18 protein-coding genes are annotated in these 18,978 nt (G+C 47.9%); 9 read left to right on the forward strand and 9 right to left on the reverse strand.

Translation table 11 applies throughout. The annotated features are described in order from the left end of the window. The first annotated feature begins 116 nt into the window (after positions 1-116). Both ACOJUO_RS23720 and ACOJUO_RS23725 read left to right on the forward strand, forming a co-directional pair. Complete coding sequence (locus ACOJUO_RS23720) at positions 117-722, forward strand: glutathione S-transferase family protein (RefSeq protein ID WP_422138379.1); 606 nt, start codon at positions 117-119, stop codon at positions 720-722. 84 nt (positions 723-806) lie between these two features. Further along, the gene (locus ACOJUO_RS23725; protein ID WP_422138380.1) at positions 807-1,094 is read left to right on the forward strand and encodes an antibiotic biosynthesis monooxygenase family protein; all 288 of its coding nucleotides are present in this window, start codon (positions 807-809) and stop codon (positions 1,092-1,094) included. Positions 1,095-1,158: 64 nt separating this feature from the next. Here ACOJUO_RS23725 and ACOJUO_RS23730 read toward each other — a convergent pair whose 3' ends face one another. The 3 genes from ACOJUO_RS23730 to zigA all read right to left on the reverse strand — a co-directional run bounded on the left by ACOJUO_RS23730 (position 1,159) and on the right by zigA (position 3,287). Then, positions 1,159-1,527 (reverse strand): STAS/SEC14 domain-containing protein, encoded by a 369-nt coding sequence (locus ACOJUO_RS23730; protein WP_422138381.1) that lies wholly within the window; start codon positions 1,525-1,527, stop codon positions 1,159-1,161. 132 nt (positions 1,528-1,659) lie between these two features. Then, positions 1,660-2,091, reverse strand: a complete 432-nt coding sequence (locus tag ACOJUO_RS23735; protein ID WP_422134348.1) for a TraR/DksA family transcriptional regulator — start codon at positions 2,089-2,091, stop codon at positions 1,660-1,662. Continuing rightward, positions 2,088-3,287, reverse strand: coding sequence for a zinc metallochaperone GTPase ZigA (gene zigA / locus ACOJUO_RS23740; protein WP_422138382.1), 1,200 nt, complete (start codon positions 3,285-3,287; stop codon positions 2,088-2,090). The genes ACOJUO_RS23735 and zigA overlap by 4 nt, the downstream gene beginning before the upstream one ends. A 331-nt stretch (positions 3,288-3,618) precedes the next feature. Here zigA and ACOJUO_RS23745 point away from each other — a divergent pair, with 331 nt between their 5' ends. From ACOJUO_RS23745 to katG, 3 genes are all read left to right on the forward strand, one after another. Further along, positions 3,619-4,557 (forward strand): hypothetical protein, encoded by a 939-nt coding sequence (locus ACOJUO_RS23745; RefSeq protein WP_422138383.1) that lies wholly within the window; start codon positions 3,619-3,621, stop codon positions 4,555-4,557. Between the two features lie 134 nt (positions 4,558-4,691). Then, positions 4,692-5,342, forward strand: a complete 651-nt coding sequence (locus ACOJUO_RS23750; RefSeq protein ID WP_422138384.1) for a DJ-1/PfpI family protein — start codon at positions 4,692-4,694, stop codon at positions 5,340-5,342. Between the two features lie 503 nt (positions 5,343-5,845). Then, entirely contained in the window at positions 5,846-8,026 is a 2,181-nt protein-coding gene (katG, locus tag ACOJUO_RS23755; RefSeq protein ID WP_422134352.1) for a catalase/peroxidase HPI, read from the forward strand. Between the two features lie 72 nt (positions 8,027-8,098). On the opposite strand, the gene sstT is transcribed toward katG, so the two are convergent. After that, positions 8,099-9,349 (reverse strand): serine/threonine transporter SstT, encoded by a 1,251-nt coding sequence (gene sstT / locus ACOJUO_RS23760; RefSeq protein ID WP_422138385.1) that lies wholly within the window; start codon positions 9,347-9,349, stop codon positions 8,099-8,101. Positions 9,350-10,198: 849 nt separating this feature from the next. Between sstT and ACOJUO_RS23765 the strand changes: the two genes are divergently transcribed. The 3 genes from ACOJUO_RS23765 to ACOJUO_RS23775 all read left to right on the forward strand — a co-directional run bounded on the left by ACOJUO_RS23765 (position 10,199) and on the right by ACOJUO_RS23775 (position 13,269). Beyond that, on the forward strand, positions 10,199-11,245 hold the full coding sequence (locus ACOJUO_RS23765; RefSeq protein ID WP_422138386.1) for a helix-turn-helix domain-containing protein: 1,047 nt from the start codon (positions 10,199-10,201) through the stop codon (positions 11,243-11,245). Positions 11,246-11,440: 195 nt separating this feature from the next. Beyond that, the gene (locus tag ACOJUO_RS23770) at positions 11,441-12,772 is read left to right on the forward strand and encodes an acetyl-CoA hydrolase/transferase family protein (protein WP_422134355.1); all 1,332 of its coding nucleotides are present in this window, start codon (positions 11,441-11,443) and stop codon (positions 12,770-12,772) included. Between the two features lie 284 nt (positions 12,773-13,056). Then, positions 13,057-13,269, forward strand: coding sequence for a hypothetical protein (locus ACOJUO_RS23775; protein WP_422134356.1), 213 nt, complete (start codon positions 13,057-13,059; stop codon positions 13,267-13,269). Here ACOJUO_RS23775 and ACOJUO_RS23780 read toward each other — a convergent pair. Together ACOJUO_RS23780 and ACOJUO_RS23785 are read right to left on the reverse strand one after the other, a co-directional pair. After that, positions 13,252-13,548 (reverse strand): DUF6482 family protein, encoded by a 297-nt coding sequence (locus ACOJUO_RS23780; RefSeq protein WP_422134357.1) that lies wholly within the window; start codon positions 13,546-13,548, stop codon positions 13,252-13,254. The two genes, ACOJUO_RS23775 and ACOJUO_RS23780, sit on opposite strands and share 18 nt — an antisense overlap. Before the next feature lie 9 nt (positions 13,549-13,557). Beyond that, positions 13,558-14,100, reverse strand: coding sequence for a hypothetical protein (locus tag ACOJUO_RS23785; protein ID WP_422134358.1), 543 nt, complete (start codon positions 14,098-14,100; stop codon positions 13,558-13,560). A 453-nt stretch (positions 14,101-14,553) separates the two neighbouring features. Between ACOJUO_RS23785 and ACOJUO_RS23790 the strand changes: the two genes are divergently transcribed. After that, complete coding sequence (locus ACOJUO_RS23790) at positions 14,554-15,180, forward strand: hypothetical protein (RefSeq protein ID WP_422138387.1); 627 nt, start codon at positions 14,554-14,556, stop codon at positions 15,178-15,180. A 302-nt stretch (positions 15,181-15,482) separates the two neighbouring features. Here ACOJUO_RS23790 and ACOJUO_RS23795 read toward each other — a convergent pair whose 3' ends face one another. The 3 genes from ACOJUO_RS23795 to ACOJUO_RS23805 all read right to left on the reverse strand — a co-directional run bounded on the left by ACOJUO_RS23795 (position 15,483) and on the right by ACOJUO_RS23805 (position 18,975). Continuing rightward, a complete protein-coding gene (locus ACOJUO_RS23795) occupies positions 15,483-16,847 on the reverse strand; it encodes a leucyl aminopeptidase family protein (protein ID WP_422134361.1) in 1,365 nt (454 codons plus the stop codon). Between the two features lie 195 nt (positions 16,848-17,042). After that, positions 17,043-17,738 (reverse strand): ABC transporter ATP-binding protein, encoded by a 696-nt coding sequence (locus ACOJUO_RS23800; protein ID WP_422138388.1) that lies wholly within the window; start codon positions 17,736-17,738, stop codon positions 17,043-17,045. Then, a complete protein-coding gene (locus ACOJUO_RS23805) occupies positions 17,731-18,975 on the reverse strand; it encodes a lipoprotein-releasing ABC transporter permease subunit (protein ID WP_422138389.1) in 1,245 nt (414 codons plus the stop codon). The genes ACOJUO_RS23800 and ACOJUO_RS23805 overlap by 8 nt, the downstream gene beginning before the upstream one ends. Positions 18,976-18,978 lie beyond the last annotated feature (3 nt).

Raw genomic sequence — 18,978 nt, forward strand, 5'->3', positions numbered from 1 at the left:
AAGAGTTCAACCTCCTGAACCTCAAGACAACTACTAATATCTACCTTCCGATAAAAAACACTGGTACAATGTCGCTTAATAAAATAAAAGCGCCTAAACAGGGAGTTCCCTCAGATATGAAAATATATGGCGATATCCAGTCCGGTAACTGTTACAAAATCAAACTGCTCACTGCCCTGCTTGACCTGAATCACAAATGGATTGCCATTGATGTTCTGAATAATGAAACACAGACTCCCGATTTTCTCGCCAGAAACCCTAATGGCAAAATTCCATTGCTGGAGCTTGAAGATGGCCTCTGTCTCTGGGAGTCAAATGCTATCCTGAACTTCCTGGCCAGAGATTCTGAGCTACTGCCAACAGACTCTTTTTTACAGGCAAAAATCCAGCAATGGCAGTTTTTTGAGCAATACAGCCACGAACCCTATATTGCTGTTGCCCGCTTTATTAATAAATATCTGGGAATGCCTGAAGATCGAAGAGATGAATTCGAAAGCAAACAGGAAGGCGGCCACAAAGCTCTTAAAGTCATGGAACAGCAGCTTTCACAAACCCCTTTTCTGGTGGGGGAACAGCTGACGACGGCTGACTTGTCTTTGTTCGGATACACTCATGTTGCCCATGAAGGCGGCTTTGACTTGTCTGAGTACCCAGAAATCCAAAATTGGATTGAGCGAATCCGCAGCCTTCCGGGATTTGTTGCAATGTCTAGTGACTGCTGAATGCCTGGCCTTTTCTGCAGTGCTCTCTGTTAATAATGCCCATTCACTTCAGGAGTCTTCAAAAACTCCAATCAGGGAACGACCATGTACGCTGTCATTTTCAGAGCTACAGTCAAACAATTGGATCAAGAGTACCTTGAATTGGCCCAGCGCATGCGTGAGCTGGCCCTGGATGAATACGGTTGTATTGAGTTTATAGCCTCTACTGAAGGTGATCAGGAGCTGGCCATCTCATACTGGCCAGACAAAAACAGCATCCATGCCTGGAAGAACAACCCCGAACACCTGATAGCCCAGAAAAAAGGCAAAGCACTCTGGTACCTTGACTACCAGGTGGAAATTGTTGAAGTCCTTCACAAATACCGTGGCTAAAAATCAAATGCCCTAACACCTCTGAAATGCAATGCTCAAGGAAATCAGCCTGCTCACTTACAACTCAATCCTCTTCCTGAATCCAGAGCTTTGCCGCCTCCAGCTGCTCGTATTTGAAGTGCCTGATTTTTGCGGCAATAAAGTGGCTGGCCATTTTTTCCCTTGCCCCCACCTCTTTTGCATCCGTCACAATGGCAATTTTTCTCAGATGTTTGTGATGGTTTTTCACAAACCGGATGTGACTGACCAGTGCACCAAAGGATTCCCAGCCGGGAAAGTGATCAGTATGGATAATCAACCCGGCCAGCCCTCCTCTCTCTTCAATCAAAGGATCAATTTGTCGAGCGGCAGAAATAAAATCCTCTTTTGAAAGGGGTCCATGAGGCTCCAGAAGAGCAATGCCGTCTTTCCTGCCCATTTCAATAGAAAGCATATTCGATCCCAGCCTCCGCATGCATTAAATAGAATTGTACTGCAATCACTATAGGTCGGATCACCGTCTTCTCCAGTGACGCCCTCTATTTGTGGAATCTTTGACGGCAGCCTATTTCAATGACTAACACCTTCAGTCCCGGTATGACTGTTCCCTGTATTCCATCCGGGCTTTCACTTCAGCACAGTATTCAGCTGTGGGTCTTGCCAGAAGGCGGGGGATTCCTATAGGCTCGTCTGATTCAAGACAGTAACCATAGGTACCTGATCGTATACGCTCCAGTGACTGTCTGATCTTGGACAGCAATTTTTGTTCTCGATCTAAAATCCGCAACGAAGTACTGCACTCTTCTTCCCAGGATGCTCTATCACTGTCATCGTTCAATTCCGGTGGGCTGGCCATTTGACTTTTGGCTTCCTGAATCCGAGCTTCTGTCGATTCGTGAAGCAGTAACAGTTGGTGCTTGAAGAAATCCAGTTGCTCAGTATTCATGTAGTCAGACTCTGCAGCCTGTTTGATCTGATCTTCAGTCAACGTGCATTGTCCCAGTGATGTTGTCTTCATTGACTTTCTCCCCAACCAGGAAAAGGATCACTCAAACTTGCCCAGTACTCTTTACCTTTGAGAACCTCGTCTTCTGTTAACAGGCAATAGTCGAGGGCTTTAGTGATGGCGTGTTGATCCAAACCCTGACCAATGAAAACAAGCTCCTGACGCATATCGCCGAAAGGTTCTACCCAGTTACTCTTGATGGAGGCAAGGTAATCTTCATCGGTGGGCCAGTTCTCTTTCGGGACAGCTTTCCAAAACATCCCTGCGAAACCATAACGTGCAATACCGCCAGCCTGACTCCATTGGCCTGCAAATTCCGGACGAGAGGCCAACCAAAAGTAGCCTTTGGATCGAATCAGTTTTCCATAGTCTCTTGCCGAGTGGAGAAACTGGTAAAACTTTTCTGGATGGAAGGGTCGGCGGGCGGTGTAGCTAAAACTTCCAATGCCGTATTCTTCGGTTTCCGGCACGTGTTCGCCACGCATTTCCTTAAGCCAGCCTGGCGCTGATTGTGCGCGCTCAAAGTCAAACAGCCCAGTGTTTAATACTTCGTCAACATTTACCTGACCATGAGCAATGGGAATGATTCGGGCATTGGTATTGAGTGTTTTCAGGATCGCAGTCAAACGTTCCAGTTCGGGCTGTTCGATCAAATCAGTTTTGCTGATCAATAGTATATCGGCGAACTCGACCTGATCTACCAGTAAGTCAGCGACACTGCGTTCATCCTCTTCACCTAAAGACTCGCCGGTTTCCTGAAGGTATTTCGCCTCGTCATAATCCTTGAGGAAGTTCACCGCATCTACCACAGTGATCATTGTATCCAGCGTGGCGACATCAGACAGTGATTCACCCTTTTCATCAGCAAAGGTAAAGGTTTCAGCGACGGGTAAAGGTTCGGAAATGCCGGTGGATTCAATCACCAGGTAATCAAAGCGTCCCTCCTGTGCCAGTTTGTTGATCTCCAGCAGCAAATCTTCGCGCAAGGTACAACAAATACAGCCATTACTCATTTCCACCAGCTTCTCCTCCTGGTGACTCAGTGAGACTTCGTTTTGTACCTGTGCTGCATCGATATTGATTTCGCTCATATCGTTAACGATAACGGCCACTTTTTTACCTTGACGGTTGTTGAGAATGTGGCTCAGTACAGTGGTTTTTCCTGCTCCAAGAAAGCCTGACAGCACAGTGACGGGTAGTTGAGTCATGACGGATAGTTCCGATCCAAGTGAATATGCGGGTGAGTACGTCTTAAATTGTTATGTTATATTATAACTATTTAAATTTAGTCAACTACTACTGAATGCTTGTTTTAACCTGAGCCCGGTCATGATGATCGGAAAATGACAGCCTATGTCCAAAAGCTTCGGCTGTCCCGGCACCAATATCCCATCAGCACGACCCTTTGGAAGAGATGCAAAACGCCGTTGAAATCAGCATGGAACTTTTTCATAACTGCCAATGTCAAATTTAAAGAATGATCAGAACTTTTGTACCAAGTTAGAGAGGTTGACCATTTAATTTTTCAAGGAGGACTTGATGATGGAAACGGCAAGAATTCAGCCAGGAAACAATAACAGACTGCTCGACCAATGGCGCGCTAAAATCGGTCAAGAGACAGATGATACCACTCAACCAACATTTAATGGCCGGTTTATTGCCAGATACGATAACTTTTTAGATAAAAACTTAATGCTTAAGGTATGCAAGGACGCAAAAGAAGCCAGAAGCTTTGATGCCTTTGCCGATAACGGATTAGAGTATCTGGCCCATGAAAAAGAAATGAAATACTACCCAAATTTCCTGGACAGCAGTCCCCACAAGGATCGCTATAATGTGCCAGTGCTCGGGGCATTTTGTTCAGGTGAAATGCTGGCACCCGTTATCGCATTTGACAGGTCTTGTAAATTAGCTGACGAAGACCAGGTGAGAGACTATCTTGAGAAAAAAAATGTCACTGAATCAGTGGCTGATTTCACCTGTTCCAGCCTGGAAAAAATGGCTCAACTAGGCAATTGGTCCGATCAGAGATTGCCATTTCACTCCAGCATACTAAAATATACGCTTAATTCAGACTTCCCGGAAATATCGCATCTGGGTTGGCATTATGACTGGACCAGTTTATCAATGACAACAGTGGTTTCGCCATGCGAGCAGGAAAACGGTACATACTCCGGCGGAGAGTTGTCTTTTGCTGAACGAGCACAAGAAACGTTTTTTTCCAGACTTTATTCTAAGTTTTTTTATACGCCAAGCTACATTCCTGAAACGGTCAAAACGTATTCCTATCCAGAAAGTGGCTGCTTTTTTTTCGAGAACCTCTGGTCGGAACACAAAGTGAACAAGATGAGTCTGGTTGCAGGGGAATCTTGTGAACGCGTCCTGTTTACCCTGTTCGCAAATCCGAATTTAGAACAACTGATGTCCTTTTTGAGCCGAAATTCAGACAAAAATCTGGTGACAAAAGATGGGCTTTGAAGTCAGTGACTTTGAGTGCTGCGAGGGGTTCGAAATTCGCCGAGACATATTTCTCTGCTTTATCGCTTGTCTCGCTGGCCGGGTCTCTTTATATTCGAGAAACTGAATAGCACTCAAATCAAGAATAAGAATCCATGAACATTGCCATCTATATATACGACAATGCAGAAGTACTGGATTTTTCCGGTCCTTATGAAGTGTTTTCAACAGCCAGCCGGGTCTGTGCAGACGGCGAGCCTTTTAATGTCTTTCTGATAGGAGAGACTGGTGAAACCGTTACTGCCCGAGCCGGATACAGCGTGAACCCTGACTATGGATTCTACAACCACCCCCCTGTTGACTTACTGATGGTGGTTGGCGGCGTTCATGATGCTGAATTGAAAAAGCCTCAGGTACTGGACTGGCTTCGAACTTTTTCAGCCAGTGCACACATGACAACATCCGTTTGCACTGGCGCTTTTATCCTGGCCGAAGCGGGCATTCTAACCGATCAGAAAGTCACTACTCACTGGGAAGATATTCCTGACCTGAGGCAACATTATCCAAAACTGGATGTGGTCTCAGACCAGCGCTGGGTAAAAGACGGCTCTATCATGACATCAGCCGGTATTACCGCCGGAATCGATATGAGTCTTTCTCTGGTGAGTTTACTGCACAGTCAGGAACTTGCTGAGAAAACTGCAAGACAGATGGACTTTGTATGGATGCAGGAGCCAGAGCAACGCAGGAGCAGTTGCCGCGAGCACCTGAGCAATGAGTCAGAAAATATGATTTCCTATGGTTGAGTACTTACGGGCTTCGATGCAAAACCATCTGGTCGTTTGATCGCAAAGTTTCATGCCTCGGTCAGTTCAGCTTGCTCAGGGACTTTGATCATTGATCCGGAACTTATTGAAGCAGTGATTGACTGAGACTAAAACCTTACTCAAATGAAGTCACTGTTTCATTTGCTTACACAGCCAATGGCTCTTAAACTTCACAATCATCCGATCCTTTTGACTTAAGTCCGACTGCATCTGGGTGGCCTCGTCCTAGGAGCCTGACCGAGAATAGCGCCCGTAGCGAGGACGGCAGAAAATTGAGGATGAAAATTCGGTTTTGTGAGGAGAATAGCGAGCTATTTGACGAACAAAAGCGGATTTTCAGACCAATTTGCTGCCACCGCAGTAGGGCAGTCTATTCTCGGTCAGGCTCCTAGTCAGGCGACCTCTCTGACACTTTCTGAGCGGCTACCTTGACCTTAAGAAGTTTGTTCTGCGTTTCTACAGGAACGAATCGGAGGCTTTGTATGTCTGTTAATCAATGTCCGATTATGCATCATGCCGCTGGCAGTGGTACTTCCAACCAGGATTGGTGGCCCAATCGATTAAATCTGGAAATTCTGCGTCAACACGGTGGTGCTTCAAACCCGATGGGTGCGCATTTCGATTATGCGGCTGAGTTCAACAGCCTGGATTTCGGGGCGGTCAAGACCGACCTCACATCACTGATGACCGACTCCCAGTCCTGGTGGCCCGCCGACTTTGGTCATTATGGTCCTCTCTTTGTCCGGATGGCCTGGCACAGTGCCGGAACCTATCGCAATCTTGATGGCCGTGGTGGTGCAGGAACGGGTAGCCAGCGTTTTGCCCCCCTTAACAGTTGGCCAGATAATGCCAATCTCGACAAGGCCCGTCGTTTGCTCTGGCCTGTTAAACAGAAATACGGCCGAAAACTGTCCTGGGCTGACCTGCTGATTCTGACAGGTAATGTGGCTCTGGAAACAATGGGCTTTAAAACCTTTGGCTTTGCCGGCGGGCGAGTAGATATCTGGGAATCAGAAAAAGATATTTACTGGGGCAACGAGAAAACCTGGCTGGGAGACGAGCGCCACATCGGTGAACGTAATCTGGAAAAGCCACTGGCCGCCGTCGAGATGGGCCTGATCTATGTTAACCCCGAAGGTCCTAATGGCAATCCTGACCCAAAAGCTGCTGCTATGGAAATCCGGAGTACTTTTGCACGCATGGCGATGGACGATGAGGAGACCGTTGCCCTGATTGCAGGTGGCCATACTTTTGGCAAGTGTCACGGGGCGGGTGACCCATCTCTGGTCGGTCCTGAACCCGAAGCAGCAGACATAACCGAGCAGGGACTGGGATGGAGCAGCAGCCATGGATCTGGAAAAGCCGGCGATACCATTACGGGTGGTCCGGAAGTGACCTGGACCAGCCAGCCAACCCAGTGGAGCAACCTGTATTTTGAAAATCTGTTCCAACACGAATGGGAACTAACCAAAAGTCCGGCCGGAGCCTATCAATGGGTGGCCAAAGACAGTGAAGACACTATTCCTGATGCCCATGATCCAACAAAACGTCATCAGCCCACCATGCTGACTACCGATCTGTCACTTCGTTTTGACGCAGCTTATGAAAAGATATCCAGAAACTTTTATGAACATCCGGATCAGTTTGCCGATGCCTTTGCCCGAGCCTGGTTTAAGCTGACTCATCGGGACATGGGACCCATTTCACGCTACCTGGGTCCGGAAGTGCCCAGCGAAGTAATGATCTGGCAAGACCCCATTCCTTCTGTTGATCATGAACTGATCAATAGGGAGGATCAGGCTGCGCTCAAGCAACAGATTCTGGGTTCTACTCTCTCAATCAGTGAACTGGTATCAACCGCCTGGGCTTCTGCCTCAACCTTCAGAGGCTCGGATATGCGTGGTGGCGCCAATGGCGCCAGAATCCGGCTGGAGCCCCAGAAAAGTTGGGAGGTCAACAGGCCAGAACAACTTACTCGCGTTCTGCAGCAGCTTGAAGATATCCAGCAAGCGTTCAATGGTTCTCAATCAGGTAACAAAAAGATTTCCCTGGCCGACCTGATTGTCCTGGGTGGTTGTGCCGCTGTTGAACAGTCTGCTAAAAATGCAGGCTACACTATTGACCTGAAATTCAACCCTGGTCGTATGGATGCTTTACAGCAGCAAACGGATGTTCAGAGCTTCCGGCTACTGGAGCCTCTAGCGGACGGCTTCAGAAACTATCAAAAAAATACTATGGATGTTCCTGCGGAAGCACTTTTAATCGACAAGGCTCAGCTGTTGACCCTGACTATCCCTGAAATGACGGTACTTGTTGGTGGCATGCGTGTTCTGAATACCAACAGTGACCAGAGTCAGCATGGGGTTTTCACCTCTAAATCAGATGCCCTGAGCAATGATTTCTTTATCAATCTGCTGAATATGGACACTGAGTGGAAAGCTACATCGGTGGATGAAAATATTTTTGAAGGACACGATCGTAAAACCGGGGCCAGTCAGTGGAGCGCAACCCGGGTAGATCTGATTTTTGGTTCAAACTCCGAACTCCGTGCAGTAGCCGAAGTCTATGGTTCGGACGACGCCGGTGAGAAGTTTGTTCACGACTTCGCTGCCGCCTGGCTGAAAGTGATGGATCTTGACCGGTTCGACCTCAGGGATTCCTGATTGCTTCAACCAATACAAAAACCGCCAGAATCAGCTGGCGGTTTTTTTTAAGTACTGAAAAATACTTCAGTCTCAGGCATTAGCTTGCCGGATGACATCGACAGCCTGACCATTCTCTTCAGCAGAGATACAGGCTGCAGCAGTAAACAAAACGTCGGTTGAACTGTTCAATGCCGTTTCAGCAGAATCCTGAATAACACCGATGATAAAACCAACGGCAACAACCTGCATAGCCACATCAGCAGAGATGCCGAACAGGCTGCAAGCCAGAGGAATCAGCAGCAAAGAGCCACCTGCCACACCTGAGGCGCCGCAGGCAGACACAGCAGCAATCAGACTCAGAATCAGAGCCGTTGGCATGTCCACCTGGATACCCAGAGTATTGACAGCAGCAAGAGTCATTACAGTGATGGTGATGGCAGCGCCCGCCATGTTGATGGTCGCTCCCAGAGGAATGGATACAGAGTATGTATCCTCATGCAGGTTCAACTTTTTGCAAAGCTCCATGTTCACTGGAATGTTAGCGGCGGAGCTACGGGTGAAAAATGCGGTTACACCACTTTCACGCAGGCATTGGAAAATCAGTGGGTATGGGTTGCGCCTGAGTTTGGCGAACACGATCAGCGGGTTCACGACCAGCGCAATAATCAGCATACAACCGATCAGAGCCATCAACAGCTGCCCGTACTCAGCCAGAGCAGAGAAACCAGTCTGGGCTATGGTGTTGGCGACCAGACCGAAGATACCAAAAGGTGCCAGCTGGATAACAAACCGAACGACGTTGGATACCGCATCGGAAAGGTCATGAATAAAACGCTTGGTGCTATCAGAAGCACGATGCAGAGCAAGCCCCAGTGCGATAGCCCATGTCAGAATACCGATAAAATTACCGGTCATCAGAGCTTCAACGGGATTCTGGACAATGTTGAACAACAGGGTGTTCAGAACTTCACCAATGCCCTGGGGCGGGTTGGCACTGGCTTCATTAGTGACCAGAGTGAGAGTAACCGGAAAAGCAAAGCTCATGGCAACGGCCGTCAGAGAGGCCGCCAGGGTGCCGATCAGGTAGAGGCTGATGATGGGCCTCATGTTGGTGTGCTGACCTTTCTTCTGGTTGGCAATAGAAGCCACCACTAGTACAAAGACCAGAACAGGTGCTATTGCTTTGAGGGAACCAACGAACAGAGAACCCAGCAAAGAGAAAGAGATAGCGGTATCAGGAGCGACGACCCCAAGGCCTGCCCCCATTACAATACCTGCGATTATCCTCAGAACCAGGCTCGTGCTGGCCATGCGTTCGAATAGAGATTGAGTTTCACCCATACCATACCCCACTTTATTTATAATGAAATTGACGCCCTTTCAGACAATCAGTTGACGATCGGGGAAAGGCTGAGCTCCCGGCTTTTGGCTGTTTGCTCATCAATCTTTCCGTACCATTCCCCTCGTCTGAAAGGCCCCTGGATATAACGGAAATCACCTATCGGGCGATCATTTTATAAGCAGTTCACACAAATCAAGTGCCCAAAACTAATGGATCAGGCCCTCTGCATTATTGATATAAGTTATATATTTAGACCGTTATTCTACAGAGTAAGTTCACTATTACTTTTCCGCCAGCTGGCTCAGTGGTCATTTCAGTGGAGGCATTGAGTCACTTTGCCCCTGACCCTGTTGATCTTTATGCGTGGGATAAAAATCAGCTTTACCCATCGTTTATTGGCCTTTAAAGCTTTTTTCCTGTTCATTTATTGAACTCAGCAGTGAGGATAGAGAGTCCGAGATGACACGTCATTGTGGATTGAACGGTAATGGGAAGGGTTTCCCTCGAGACATTAATCAGTAAATCACATGAACAATAGGTATATTCGCTCTCTGACACTGTCTTCTGCCGAAAAAGCAATCACAGCCAAAGGAAGTTAGCTCGTTGTTTGAATCACGAAAGTATCCGTTTCAAGTCTCTTTTTGAGCGGTATAATCTGAAACAGGCATTAAAAGTGCCGAACGACAGTGATGCAAACATTACCACAATGGCAAACACGCCGGAACTTCATGCGCCTTTCGTCGCTGGACTGCCAGTCGCCCCCCAGACCAGGTTGAAAGTTTAATCCATCAAGTTTGCACGTTTACCAGCACACCTCTTCAACGAACCGGAAATTTATGTACCGTAAAATGTCTTTTAACGATTCATCATCGGAAGTGATTAATAAATACCGCGGAACGGTCAGTGGACGCTGGTTTGACCTGATTAATCTGCAATTACAGAAACATGGGGTGGATCCATTACCTCCCGAGCATTTCAATATTCCTCTTGAAAGCTGGTCATACTGCGACAGGCCAGTCCCGGTTGATGGCGCTCGCAGGCTGCTCTACTGGGCCGTGGAGCAAACTGATAACCCGCTGTTACCGGTCGATCTGGGGCTTTCACTCCAACCGCTTGATATCAAGTCGCTGGGTATCGTCTTATGGAGTGCTGCATCACTCAGGCAACGAATTGAAAAACTGGAGATGTATCAATCATTGGTCACGACAACTACCCGAATCATCTTCAATGAAAAAGCCGGGACAGCCACATTATTATTAATTGACAGTGACGCTCTCGATAAACAGGTCAACCTGACCACACATGGCATGATGGCCCTGGTTTCAGCTGTTACCAGGGTAATACGCTGGGACAATGAAGCCAAAATCACGATACACCTGCCATTTGAACAACCGACATACCACAAAAGACTTGAGGGGAAATTGGAAAGTACTCTGAAATTCTCCATGTCTCAGTTTCGCATAGAATTCAGTGTTGATGCACTGGATCAGCCTCTGCGCACCTCTGACCCAGAGCTGCTTCAGGCAAATGAATCACTGGTTCAGAAAAAGCTGTTAATGATCGAAAAAAGCAACCTTGTTTTAAAAGTCAGTCGCTCACTCCTGGAGTTGAGCCCGCTTATACCGCCAACGACTGGTGAAATGGCAAGCCTGATGAATATGAGCAGTCGTACATTCCAGAGAAAACTGACAGAGCTGGGGCTGAGTTACCGGGAACTGGTTAACAAAATACGCCATGAAAAAGCGATTGCCCTGATTGAGTCCGGCGATACGCCCCTTTCCACTGTCGCCTATGAGTTAGGGTTTGGCGATTTGAGCAGTTTTTCCAGAGCGTTTAAAAGCTGGACAGGTTTGTCGCCAAGGCAGTACCACAATGTCCAATCCTTCAACGTTTAAAAATAAAACGGTACGAAATATGGCTCAAATCAAACCCTTTATTGACAGTCGGTAACAAACAAGTACATGGCGCACTCTGCCAAGTTTTTGATGGAACATTGATGTAAAGTGAAGACCTCAACGTTACCAGACAAGACCCTGAGTTACAGATATTTTCGGGGCGGGTCACTCTGTGCAAATAAAAAAGGAGTCACTATGACTGCTCAATTTGATATCAAAAACTGGCAATCAACCTACGATCGTAAATGGTCACCCCTGGAAAGTGCGGCAAATGAAATCCAGTCCGGGGACAGGGTTTGGATTGGTGGTGCCAATGGTGTTGCTATCCCGGTTCTTAAACAGCTTTGTCATCGTAAAGATGAATTGAAAGACGTTGAATTGTTCGGCGCACTATTAATGTTTCCTTTTGATTTTCTCAAGGCAGAATTTAAAGGCCACATCAATTACAACTGTTTATTTACCGGGCCACTGGAGAGAAAATTTCTGGGACCTCATGGCAATATAAAGATTAATTCTGTGCATTTTTCCCAGACGCAGAGCTTTATGAAAAACATCATGAAGCCGAATGTTCTGTTGATGGAAGTTTCCCGACCTGATGAAAATGGCTTTATGAGTCTGGGTCATATCGGTGCCCTGTTAGGCGACAGCGTGGTCGAAAATGCCGAAAAGGTGATCGTGGTTGTTAACGACCAGGTACCCTATCTTAAAGGTGAAAGTAACTTTGTTCATGTAGACCAGATTGACAAACTGGTTGAATGCAATCACGAACTGCCCTTCGCGCCACAGGCCCAGCCAAGCGAACTGGAACAGAGTATTGCGAGCCACATTCTGCCTTACATTAATGATGGAGACACCATTCAGATCGGTTTTGGCGGACTCTCAGATGCGGTTGCCTATGGTTTGGAAAACAAAAAGAATCTGGGCGTGCATTCGGAAATGATGACAGACTCCCTGCTGCACCTGATTAAAATTGGCGCTATTGATAACAGCAATAAAACCATTGACAAAAACAAACTGGTTTACGGACTGGCTGTAGGAAGTCGGGACCTTCTGGATTTTCTGGATAACAACGACGACACCCATGTCATGCCCCTGTCAACGCTGAACAGGCCGGAAGAAATAGCTAAACAGGATAATTTCATTTCCATCAACGGAGCTTTGATGTGCGACCTGACCGGCCAGATTGCGGCTGAAGGTGTTGGTCTGAACCAGATTTCATGCACAGGTGGTCAGCTTGATTTTGTTCGCGGCGCTGGCATGTCCAAAGGTGGTAAGTCCTTTATCGCCCTGTCGTCTGTCTTCAAAGGCAAAAACGGCCTGGAATCCCGCATTCAACTGACCCTGCCCGCCGGAACACCGGTGACCACACCACGCAGTGACGCTATGTTCATTGTCACAGAGTACGGTGTTGCCGACGTGCACAACAAACCCCTCAAAGACCGTACTGCAGCCCTGATTGCCATCTCTCATCCGGATTTCCGCGAGCCCCTCACTGCCCAGGCACGTGAAGCAGGTCTGATCGACTAAAACGGACATTTTCTCTTCTGCGAACCTTGATTAATTCTGCAAAGGTCGATCGATGCTTAGGCTTTTAAATTGGAGAATGCTATCGTCTCTGAAGAGACGACCATTGTAGAATAGCTCCAGAGGCTTGCTTTGCAAGCCTGGCTCAGATCCCCGCCTTCACGTCCTCGGTGATGATTACGGGGTTTTTAGCGGGGATTCAATAAACGGAGGAGGGCAGGCGATGCAGTCTCACAATCTTCTGGCAGGGCTAGTCATCGGCTTGTTTCTGACGGGGTGTTCTTATCATGGTCGACCAGAAGAAAAGTCGATGTGTACCGAAAGCTGGTATGAGTATGCAGAGTCGAGAGTACCCACAGGCGATGGCATGGGACACGGCCCTGATCCCGGCTCCACGGAATGGCGCTCAGTTGTGGAATTCAGACTCAACTTACGAGATCAGAACCTGTTGCCTGATCGATCAAGCGATCAATGGTGTCGGGCTATCGATCAATTTTTAAAAGCCCATGACGGATAGTTTTACCTTCACCGGAATCGCCTGAGCTGATCATTTCGTCATAGGCTGAAAACATCACCATATCCAGTTGATCCGACAGATCCTTGCCTAAAGTGTATTTGGCCTCGAAAATGCTGTGAAAGACTTTGGGCTTATTTTCTGCACGCTCGGTAAGCCATTCCCTGTCGTTAATCCGGCACAAATAGATGTCACCTTCAGCCGAAATCAGCTCCAGATGTGTCTGCTTTTGGCGAACAACGGCAGTCAGTGTTTTCAGATTCATAACCTTGCCTCACGAATGTTTTCTGAGTAACCAGGATCCCATGAAGGGGTTGTCCAGCCTTTGGCTACTGCCAGCCGGTTCCGCCTCAGGAATGTGAATTGCGATGACGCGCATCAGTTTAGAAACAGAATTGGATTCAACATCCAGCATGACTACAGAGCCACCCTGTTCAAGGTGATCATGGAAAGGCTGGAGCCTGAAGTTGTCACTGGAAGCGCCGATCAACCCCCCCAGCCAAGTCGAGTAACCCAGTACCACCATGCATGCGAAAAAAGTGACCACCGGGGCAACCGGATGCGCCGCCATTAATTCATGGACCGCAAGGCCGGTCAGTACTGTCAGCAGGATACCAATGAGAAAACCTCTCTCACCTGAACGAACCGTGTCGTATTCTTCGATAAAGGACAGATCATTCAAATGCTTTTTCTGCGTCGCCAGATGATCTTTGTGAGCGATGTGGATTCGATTGTGAGAGACCCCTTCAGCTTCGGCAAGGTCGTTCAGCTTTTGGGCGAAGGCGAGGTCAGGCAGACGATAGAGTACTCTTAACATACAAAACACCTTCTTGCGGTGATTAAGTAAGGTCTCAAAACTCAATATTAGAGCTATTACGGATGATTGGCGAATTTGGATCACTTAGAAAGCATCAGGGCTTTTTGGCGCACCTTTCCTTGACAAACTCCCTGAAGGTTCGGTCGGCCAGAGAGGTCACTTTTTTTCGCCAGACCATGACAACTTCCAGTTTTACCGACTTAGTGAAAGTTACAAAGATTTGGTATTTACTTTGCGTGATGGGCTCAGACATTGGGGTTATAGCACGATCGTCTTCATTCTTACACTGGTTTCAAATTCAACGCTCAATTCAAACCTGAGCCAGAGGGGCGTCGGGTGATGAAGGCGAAGCACCTGAACGAACTGGAAGCATACGTTAGATGCGCTAACAAGATTGTTATGAACTTTATGATGAATGAGCACTCTAGAAAGAAAACATGAAAGGAATATACTGTGAATTCAGCCCCTATCCAGCCCTTTGGGTCAACAAACTTTCAAGCCTGTGCTGCAACCAGTCAAGTTACGACGTCTGAAGATTATCATTCATCTCAGGTGTTTATACCCAGAGGTAATGAATACTTTGATTTGCAAAGATTAATCACCACCAGAAAAGTGGCAAAAGTAAAAAACGGACACATACTTAGTTCTTCTATCACTAAAAATAACGCAATCCCATTGTGGCTGAGAATACCATCAGATAAACCTGATAATGCTTTTTGGACCTCCACTCTAAAAAAAGACGCCACAAGCAGCAAATGTACAACTGCCTGGATAGAGTGGTGTAGAGAAAATAGTTTGAGATTCTGGTTAGGAAACGATGCTGCTCAGTTTAAAGTTTCAGAAACGGCAAAAATATTAAAGATTGATTCCTTTGAAAAATATGAAAATTTAGTGAAAAACTTCCCCCATGCAGAAAATGATGATTATATCGACTGGGAACGAGTAGCTACCGAGTTTGATGCTGTGCATTGCACAGAAGATTTTTGTATTCCGGGATGGAATTGTGAATCAACAGCTTGGTTAAATACAGATAAATTAACATTCCAGAAATCTATAAGCTCAGAAGAAATTGACTTGTAGAATGAACGATTTAGCACCTGACAGAAGCAATAACATGATCAATCTTGCCACACCTGCTTATCGAAGATTGTTGCCTGGGCACTGCCGGGCGTCGCCCTGGCCGGGCAACCCGTGCCAAAGTCAGGGGCTAGCGCACTGTATCTTGTTGCTTATTATCCGGGAAGCAGTCTGGAAGGATTCCTACTGATCGCCTGCTGGCAGAAGGCAGCCTGGCAGATAGCCTCGCCTTGCAAAAATACAGATTACCTCGTCCGCTATCCCGTCCTGAATCAATTGATTGCAGGACGGGACAAACAGTCAGATTAATGGCCGTAGCGATCCAGCAGTACTTCAAACATGGCACGAACCCCGAAAGCTTCTCCACCTACAGGACGACCTGGCTGATTACGAATATTCCAGGCCATGATATCAAAGTGAACCCAGGGAATGTCCTTGCCGACAAAATCCTGCAGGTAGAGTGCCGCAGTAATAGAACCCCCATAAGGCTCCCTGGCACAGTTGGTCATGTCAGCGATTTCGCTTTTAAGCATGTATTTGTAGCCCTTGTGCAACGGCAGGCGCCAGACCGGGTCCTCCGTTTTATCACCTGCCTGCATCAGTTCACACGCCAAAGCCGTATCGTCGGTATAAAAGCCACCCACTTCAGTACCCAGGGCTATACGGCAGGCGCCAGTCAGCGTGGCGAAATCGACAATCATTTCAGGATTTTCGGCACTGGCCTCGGTCAGAGCCTCACACAAAACCAGACGACCTTCTGCATCGGTGTTGTGAATTTCTACTGTCAGACCCTGGCGGGTTTTCACAACATCGCCGGGACGCAGGGCATTGCCGGCAACCGCATTTTCTACGGCTGGAATCAGCATTCTCAGACGAACAGGCAGATTGAAGTCCATAATCAAACGCGCCAGTCCAATGACGTGAGCGGCACCGCCCATATCTTTTTTCATCAAGCGCATACCCGCTGAGCCTTTCATGTCCAGACCACCACTGTCGAAGCAGACGCCCTTACCCACCAGAGTAATCAATGGATGCTTCTCGTCACCCCAGGTCATATCGATAAGTCGTGGCGCATGGCTACTGGCACGGCCTACCGCATGAATGGTGGGGTAATTTTGGGCCAACAGCTCATCACCTACAATCTGACTGACTTTGCCACCGAACTCTTCAGCCAGCTTTGCCACTGCCTCGCCCAAATGCTCAGGCATCATATCACCTGCCGGGGTGTTTACCAGATCACGAACGCTAGCCACCGCTTTAACATACTTTTCAGCTTCTTCAACCTGAGCCTGGCTCGGCAGAATCAACCTTGGACACTCTTTCTGATCAGTTTTTTTGTAGCGGTTAAACTGATAGGCACCCAGTCCCCAGCTGAATGCAGCCAGTTTGAGCAGGTTTTCATCCCCCTGAAGTTTGTAGTCTCCGGCTGGCAGCTGATTGACCAGATCACCGCAGATAAAGTGACTGGAGAGATCTTCAACCCCCACAATGACCTGCCCCATGACACCTTCTTCACCGGGGATCAGACTGATGCCTTTTCCTTTGTAGTCTGTGCAGGTCAGCCAGTTCTGAAGAGGCTCTGACTGCTCATCAAACCAACGATCATAATCTGAAGTTTCAATCAGAGTCAGAGGAATACCGTGGTCACCAGCCAGCAAATAGGAAAGCATAGGTCTCTACCATTTGGGAATAAAAGGAATTAAAAGACAACAATATCGAAAGAAGGTACTCAGTATCGAGGCAGCCTGCACACCCTGTGCGGTAGCAGATGCATGGGGCAAACCGCAATATTGCCGTTTGCCCCATGCTATCAGAGCCACATTAACCATGCCAGTGGGCATAGCGTTTTTGGAGCTGCGGCAGGCTTAAGAATCCATAATCAACCTGCCAGACTCCAGTCGAAAAACTCGATCCATCTGCCTGGCAAGATTCATGTCATGGGTTACCACAATAAAACTGGTCTTGAACTCTCTGCTGAGAGTCGCCATTAAACCGTGCACTTTTTCAGCAGTGTTAGGATCAAGGTTACCCGTTGGTTCATCCATAAACACCAGATCAGGTTCGCCGACCAGGGCTCTGGCAATGGCTACACGCTGACGCTCGCCACCGGATAATTCTGCGGGCTTATGTTTGGCCCTTGCCAGCAACCCCACTGCCTCCAAAAGCCGTTCTGCTCTCTCCTTAATCTGCCTGATGGGCATTTTCTTTCTTAGCAGCAAAGGCATAGAGACATTTTCCAGGGCGGTGAACTCGGGTAACAGATGATGAAACTGGTACACAAAACCGAGGTGGCGATTTCTCAGCTCATTCTGCCGGGCCTCTTTCATCGTCGACAGGTCATGGCCGCAGACTTTGATTTCACCGGAAGAAGGACAATCCAGTCCGGCCAGCAGTTGCAGTAATGTCGTCTTCCCTGAACCGGAACTGCCCACCACCGCTAACCTTTCAGAGGGAGCGACTACCAGATTCAGGTCTTTCAATACTTCCAGCTTTTCAGGGCCTTCATCAAAACTTTTGGCAAGTGCCCTGCACTCCAATATTACTTTTACGGACTCAGTCATAACGAAGTGCCTCTGCTGGCCGGGTTTTAGACGCTCTCCAGGCAGGATACAGAGTAGCCAGGAAACTCATGGACAGACCTGCAATACTGATGACAGCAACATCGCGCCACTGCAATTCAGAAGGCAGATAACTGATAAAATAAACGTCCGGACTGAGGAACTGGATACCCAGTGAGGACTCAAGAGCTGAAATAATTTCAGAAACGTTCAAGGCAGCAATAATACCGAGTACAACCCCCAGTAATGTGCCCACAACACCAATGAGAGAGCCCTGTACCATAAAGATACCCATGATAGTTTTCGGACTGGCGCCCAGTGTTCTCAGAATAGCGATATCTGATTGCTTGTCAGTCACCACCATCACCAGAGTAGAGACGATATTGAATGCCGCTACCGCAACAATCAACGTCAACAGCAGGCCCACCATGGTTTTTTCCATCTGGATCGCCTGAAACAGTTGCCCCTGGGTTCGAGTCCAGTCCTGCACGTAGTAACGACCGGGCAGCTGAATAGCTACATCCCAGGCCAGTTTGGGTGCAGCAAACAGATTTTCCATTTTCAGCCGAATGCCTTCAACACCTTCAGGGACTCTCATGAATCGTGCAGCATCCTGAATGTTGATATAAGCCAGACTGCCGTCCACTTCAGCACCTACCGAAAAGATACCGACCACAGTGAAACGCTTGAGTCTGGGGAAAACACCGGCAAGGTTCACATTCGCCTCGGGTAGAACCATGGTCACCTTGTCACCGGTTGTGACCCCCAGAGACTGGGCCATGATTTCACCCAGCACTATGCCAAACCTTCCGGGTTTCAGGTTGTCGAGAGATCCCTGCTCCATATGCTGATTAACAATTGAAACCTGCTCTTCGTAGGCCGGATCAATCCCGTAAACCATGGCCCCACGAACCTGGCTGCCACTGGTCAGCATCCCCTGACCATCCACAAAAGGAGCTGCAGCAACAATCCCATCCTGTCCGGAGACCTGTTCCAGAATATTCTGCCAGTCTTGCATACCGCCCGATGCTGACGTAATGGTGGCATGGGGAACCATACCCAGAATGCGCTGTTTCAGTTCCCGGTCAAAACCGTTCATGACTGACATGACAATAATCAGTACACAGACCCCCAGGGTCAGCCCAACCATCGACATGAGTGAAATAAAGGAAATGAAGTGATTCCTTCGTTTGGCCCGGGTATATCTGAGGCCGACAAAAAACGGTAATGGTCTGAACATTTA

Source organism: Endozoicomonas sp. ALC020, assembly GCF_049275935.1.
Taxonomy (GTDB): domain Bacteria; phylum Pseudomonadota; class Gammaproteobacteria; order Pseudomonadales; family Endozoicomonadaceae; genus Endozoicomonas_A.

Bases quoted from the DNA above. Each gene is read 5' to 3' on its own strand.
- ACOJUO_RS23805 (WP_422138389.1), bottom strand. From the start codon at position 18,975: ATGTTCAGACCATTACCGTTTTTTGTCGGCCTCAGATATACCCGGGCC.
- ACOJUO_RS23780 (WP_422134357.1), bottom strand. From the start codon at position 13,548: ATGAATCTGAAAACACTGACTGCCGTTGTTCGCCAAAAGCAGACACAT.
- ACOJUO_RS23730 (WP_422138381.1), bottom strand. From the start codon at position 1,527: ATGCTTTCTATTGAAATGGGCAGGAAAGACGGCATTGCTCTTCTGGAG.
- ACOJUO_RS23770 (WP_422134355.1), top strand. From the start codon at position 11,441: ATGACTGCTCAATTTGATATCAAAAACTGGCAATCAACCTACGATCGT.
- ACOJUO_RS23785 (WP_422134358.1), bottom strand. From the start codon at position 14,100: ATGTTAAGAGTACTCTATCGTCTGCCTGACCTCGCCTTCGCCCAAAAG.
- zigA (WP_422138382.1), bottom strand. From the start codon at position 3,287: ATGACTCAACTACCCGTCACTGTGCTGTCAGGCTTTCTTGGAGCAGGA.
- ACOJUO_RS23720 (WP_422138379.1), top strand. From the start codon at position 117: ATGAAAATATATGGCGATATCCAGTCCGGTAACTGTTACAAAATCAAA.
- ACOJUO_RS23775 (WP_422134356.1), top strand. From the start codon at position 13,057: ATGGTCGACCAGAAGAAAAGTCGATGTGTACCGAAAGCTGGTATGAGT.
- sstT (WP_422138385.1), bottom strand. From the start codon at position 9,349: ATGGGTGAAACTCAATCTCTATTCGAACGCATGGCCAGCACGAGCCTG.
- ACOJUO_RS23800 (WP_422138388.1), bottom strand. From the start codon at position 17,738: ATGACTGAGTCCGTAAAAGTAATATTGGAGTGCAGGGCACTTGCCAAA.
- ACOJUO_RS23745 (WP_422138383.1), top strand. From the start codon at position 3,619: ATGATGGAAACGGCAAGAATTCAGCCAGGAAACAATAACAGACTGCTC.
- ACOJUO_RS23735 (WP_422134348.1), bottom strand. From the start codon at position 2,091: ATGAAGACAACATCACTGGGACAATGCACGTTGACTGAAGATCAGATC.
- katG (WP_422134352.1), top strand. From the start codon at position 5,846: ATGTCTGTTAATCAATGTCCGATTATGCATCATGCCGCTGGCAGTGGT.
- ACOJUO_RS23750 (WP_422138384.1), top strand. From the start codon at position 4,692: ATGAACATTGCCATCTATATATACGACAATGCAGAAGTACTGGATTTT.
- ACOJUO_RS23725 (WP_422138380.1), top strand. From the start codon at position 807: ATGTACGCTGTCATTTTCAGAGCTACAGTCAAACAATTGGATCAAGAG.
- ACOJUO_RS23795 (WP_422134361.1), bottom strand. From the start codon at position 16,847: ATGCTTTCCTATTTGCTGGCTGGTGACCACGGTATTCCTCTGACTCTG.
- ACOJUO_RS23765 (WP_422138386.1), top strand. From the start codon at position 10,199: ATGTCTTTTAACGATTCATCATCGGAAGTGATTAATAAATACCGCGGA.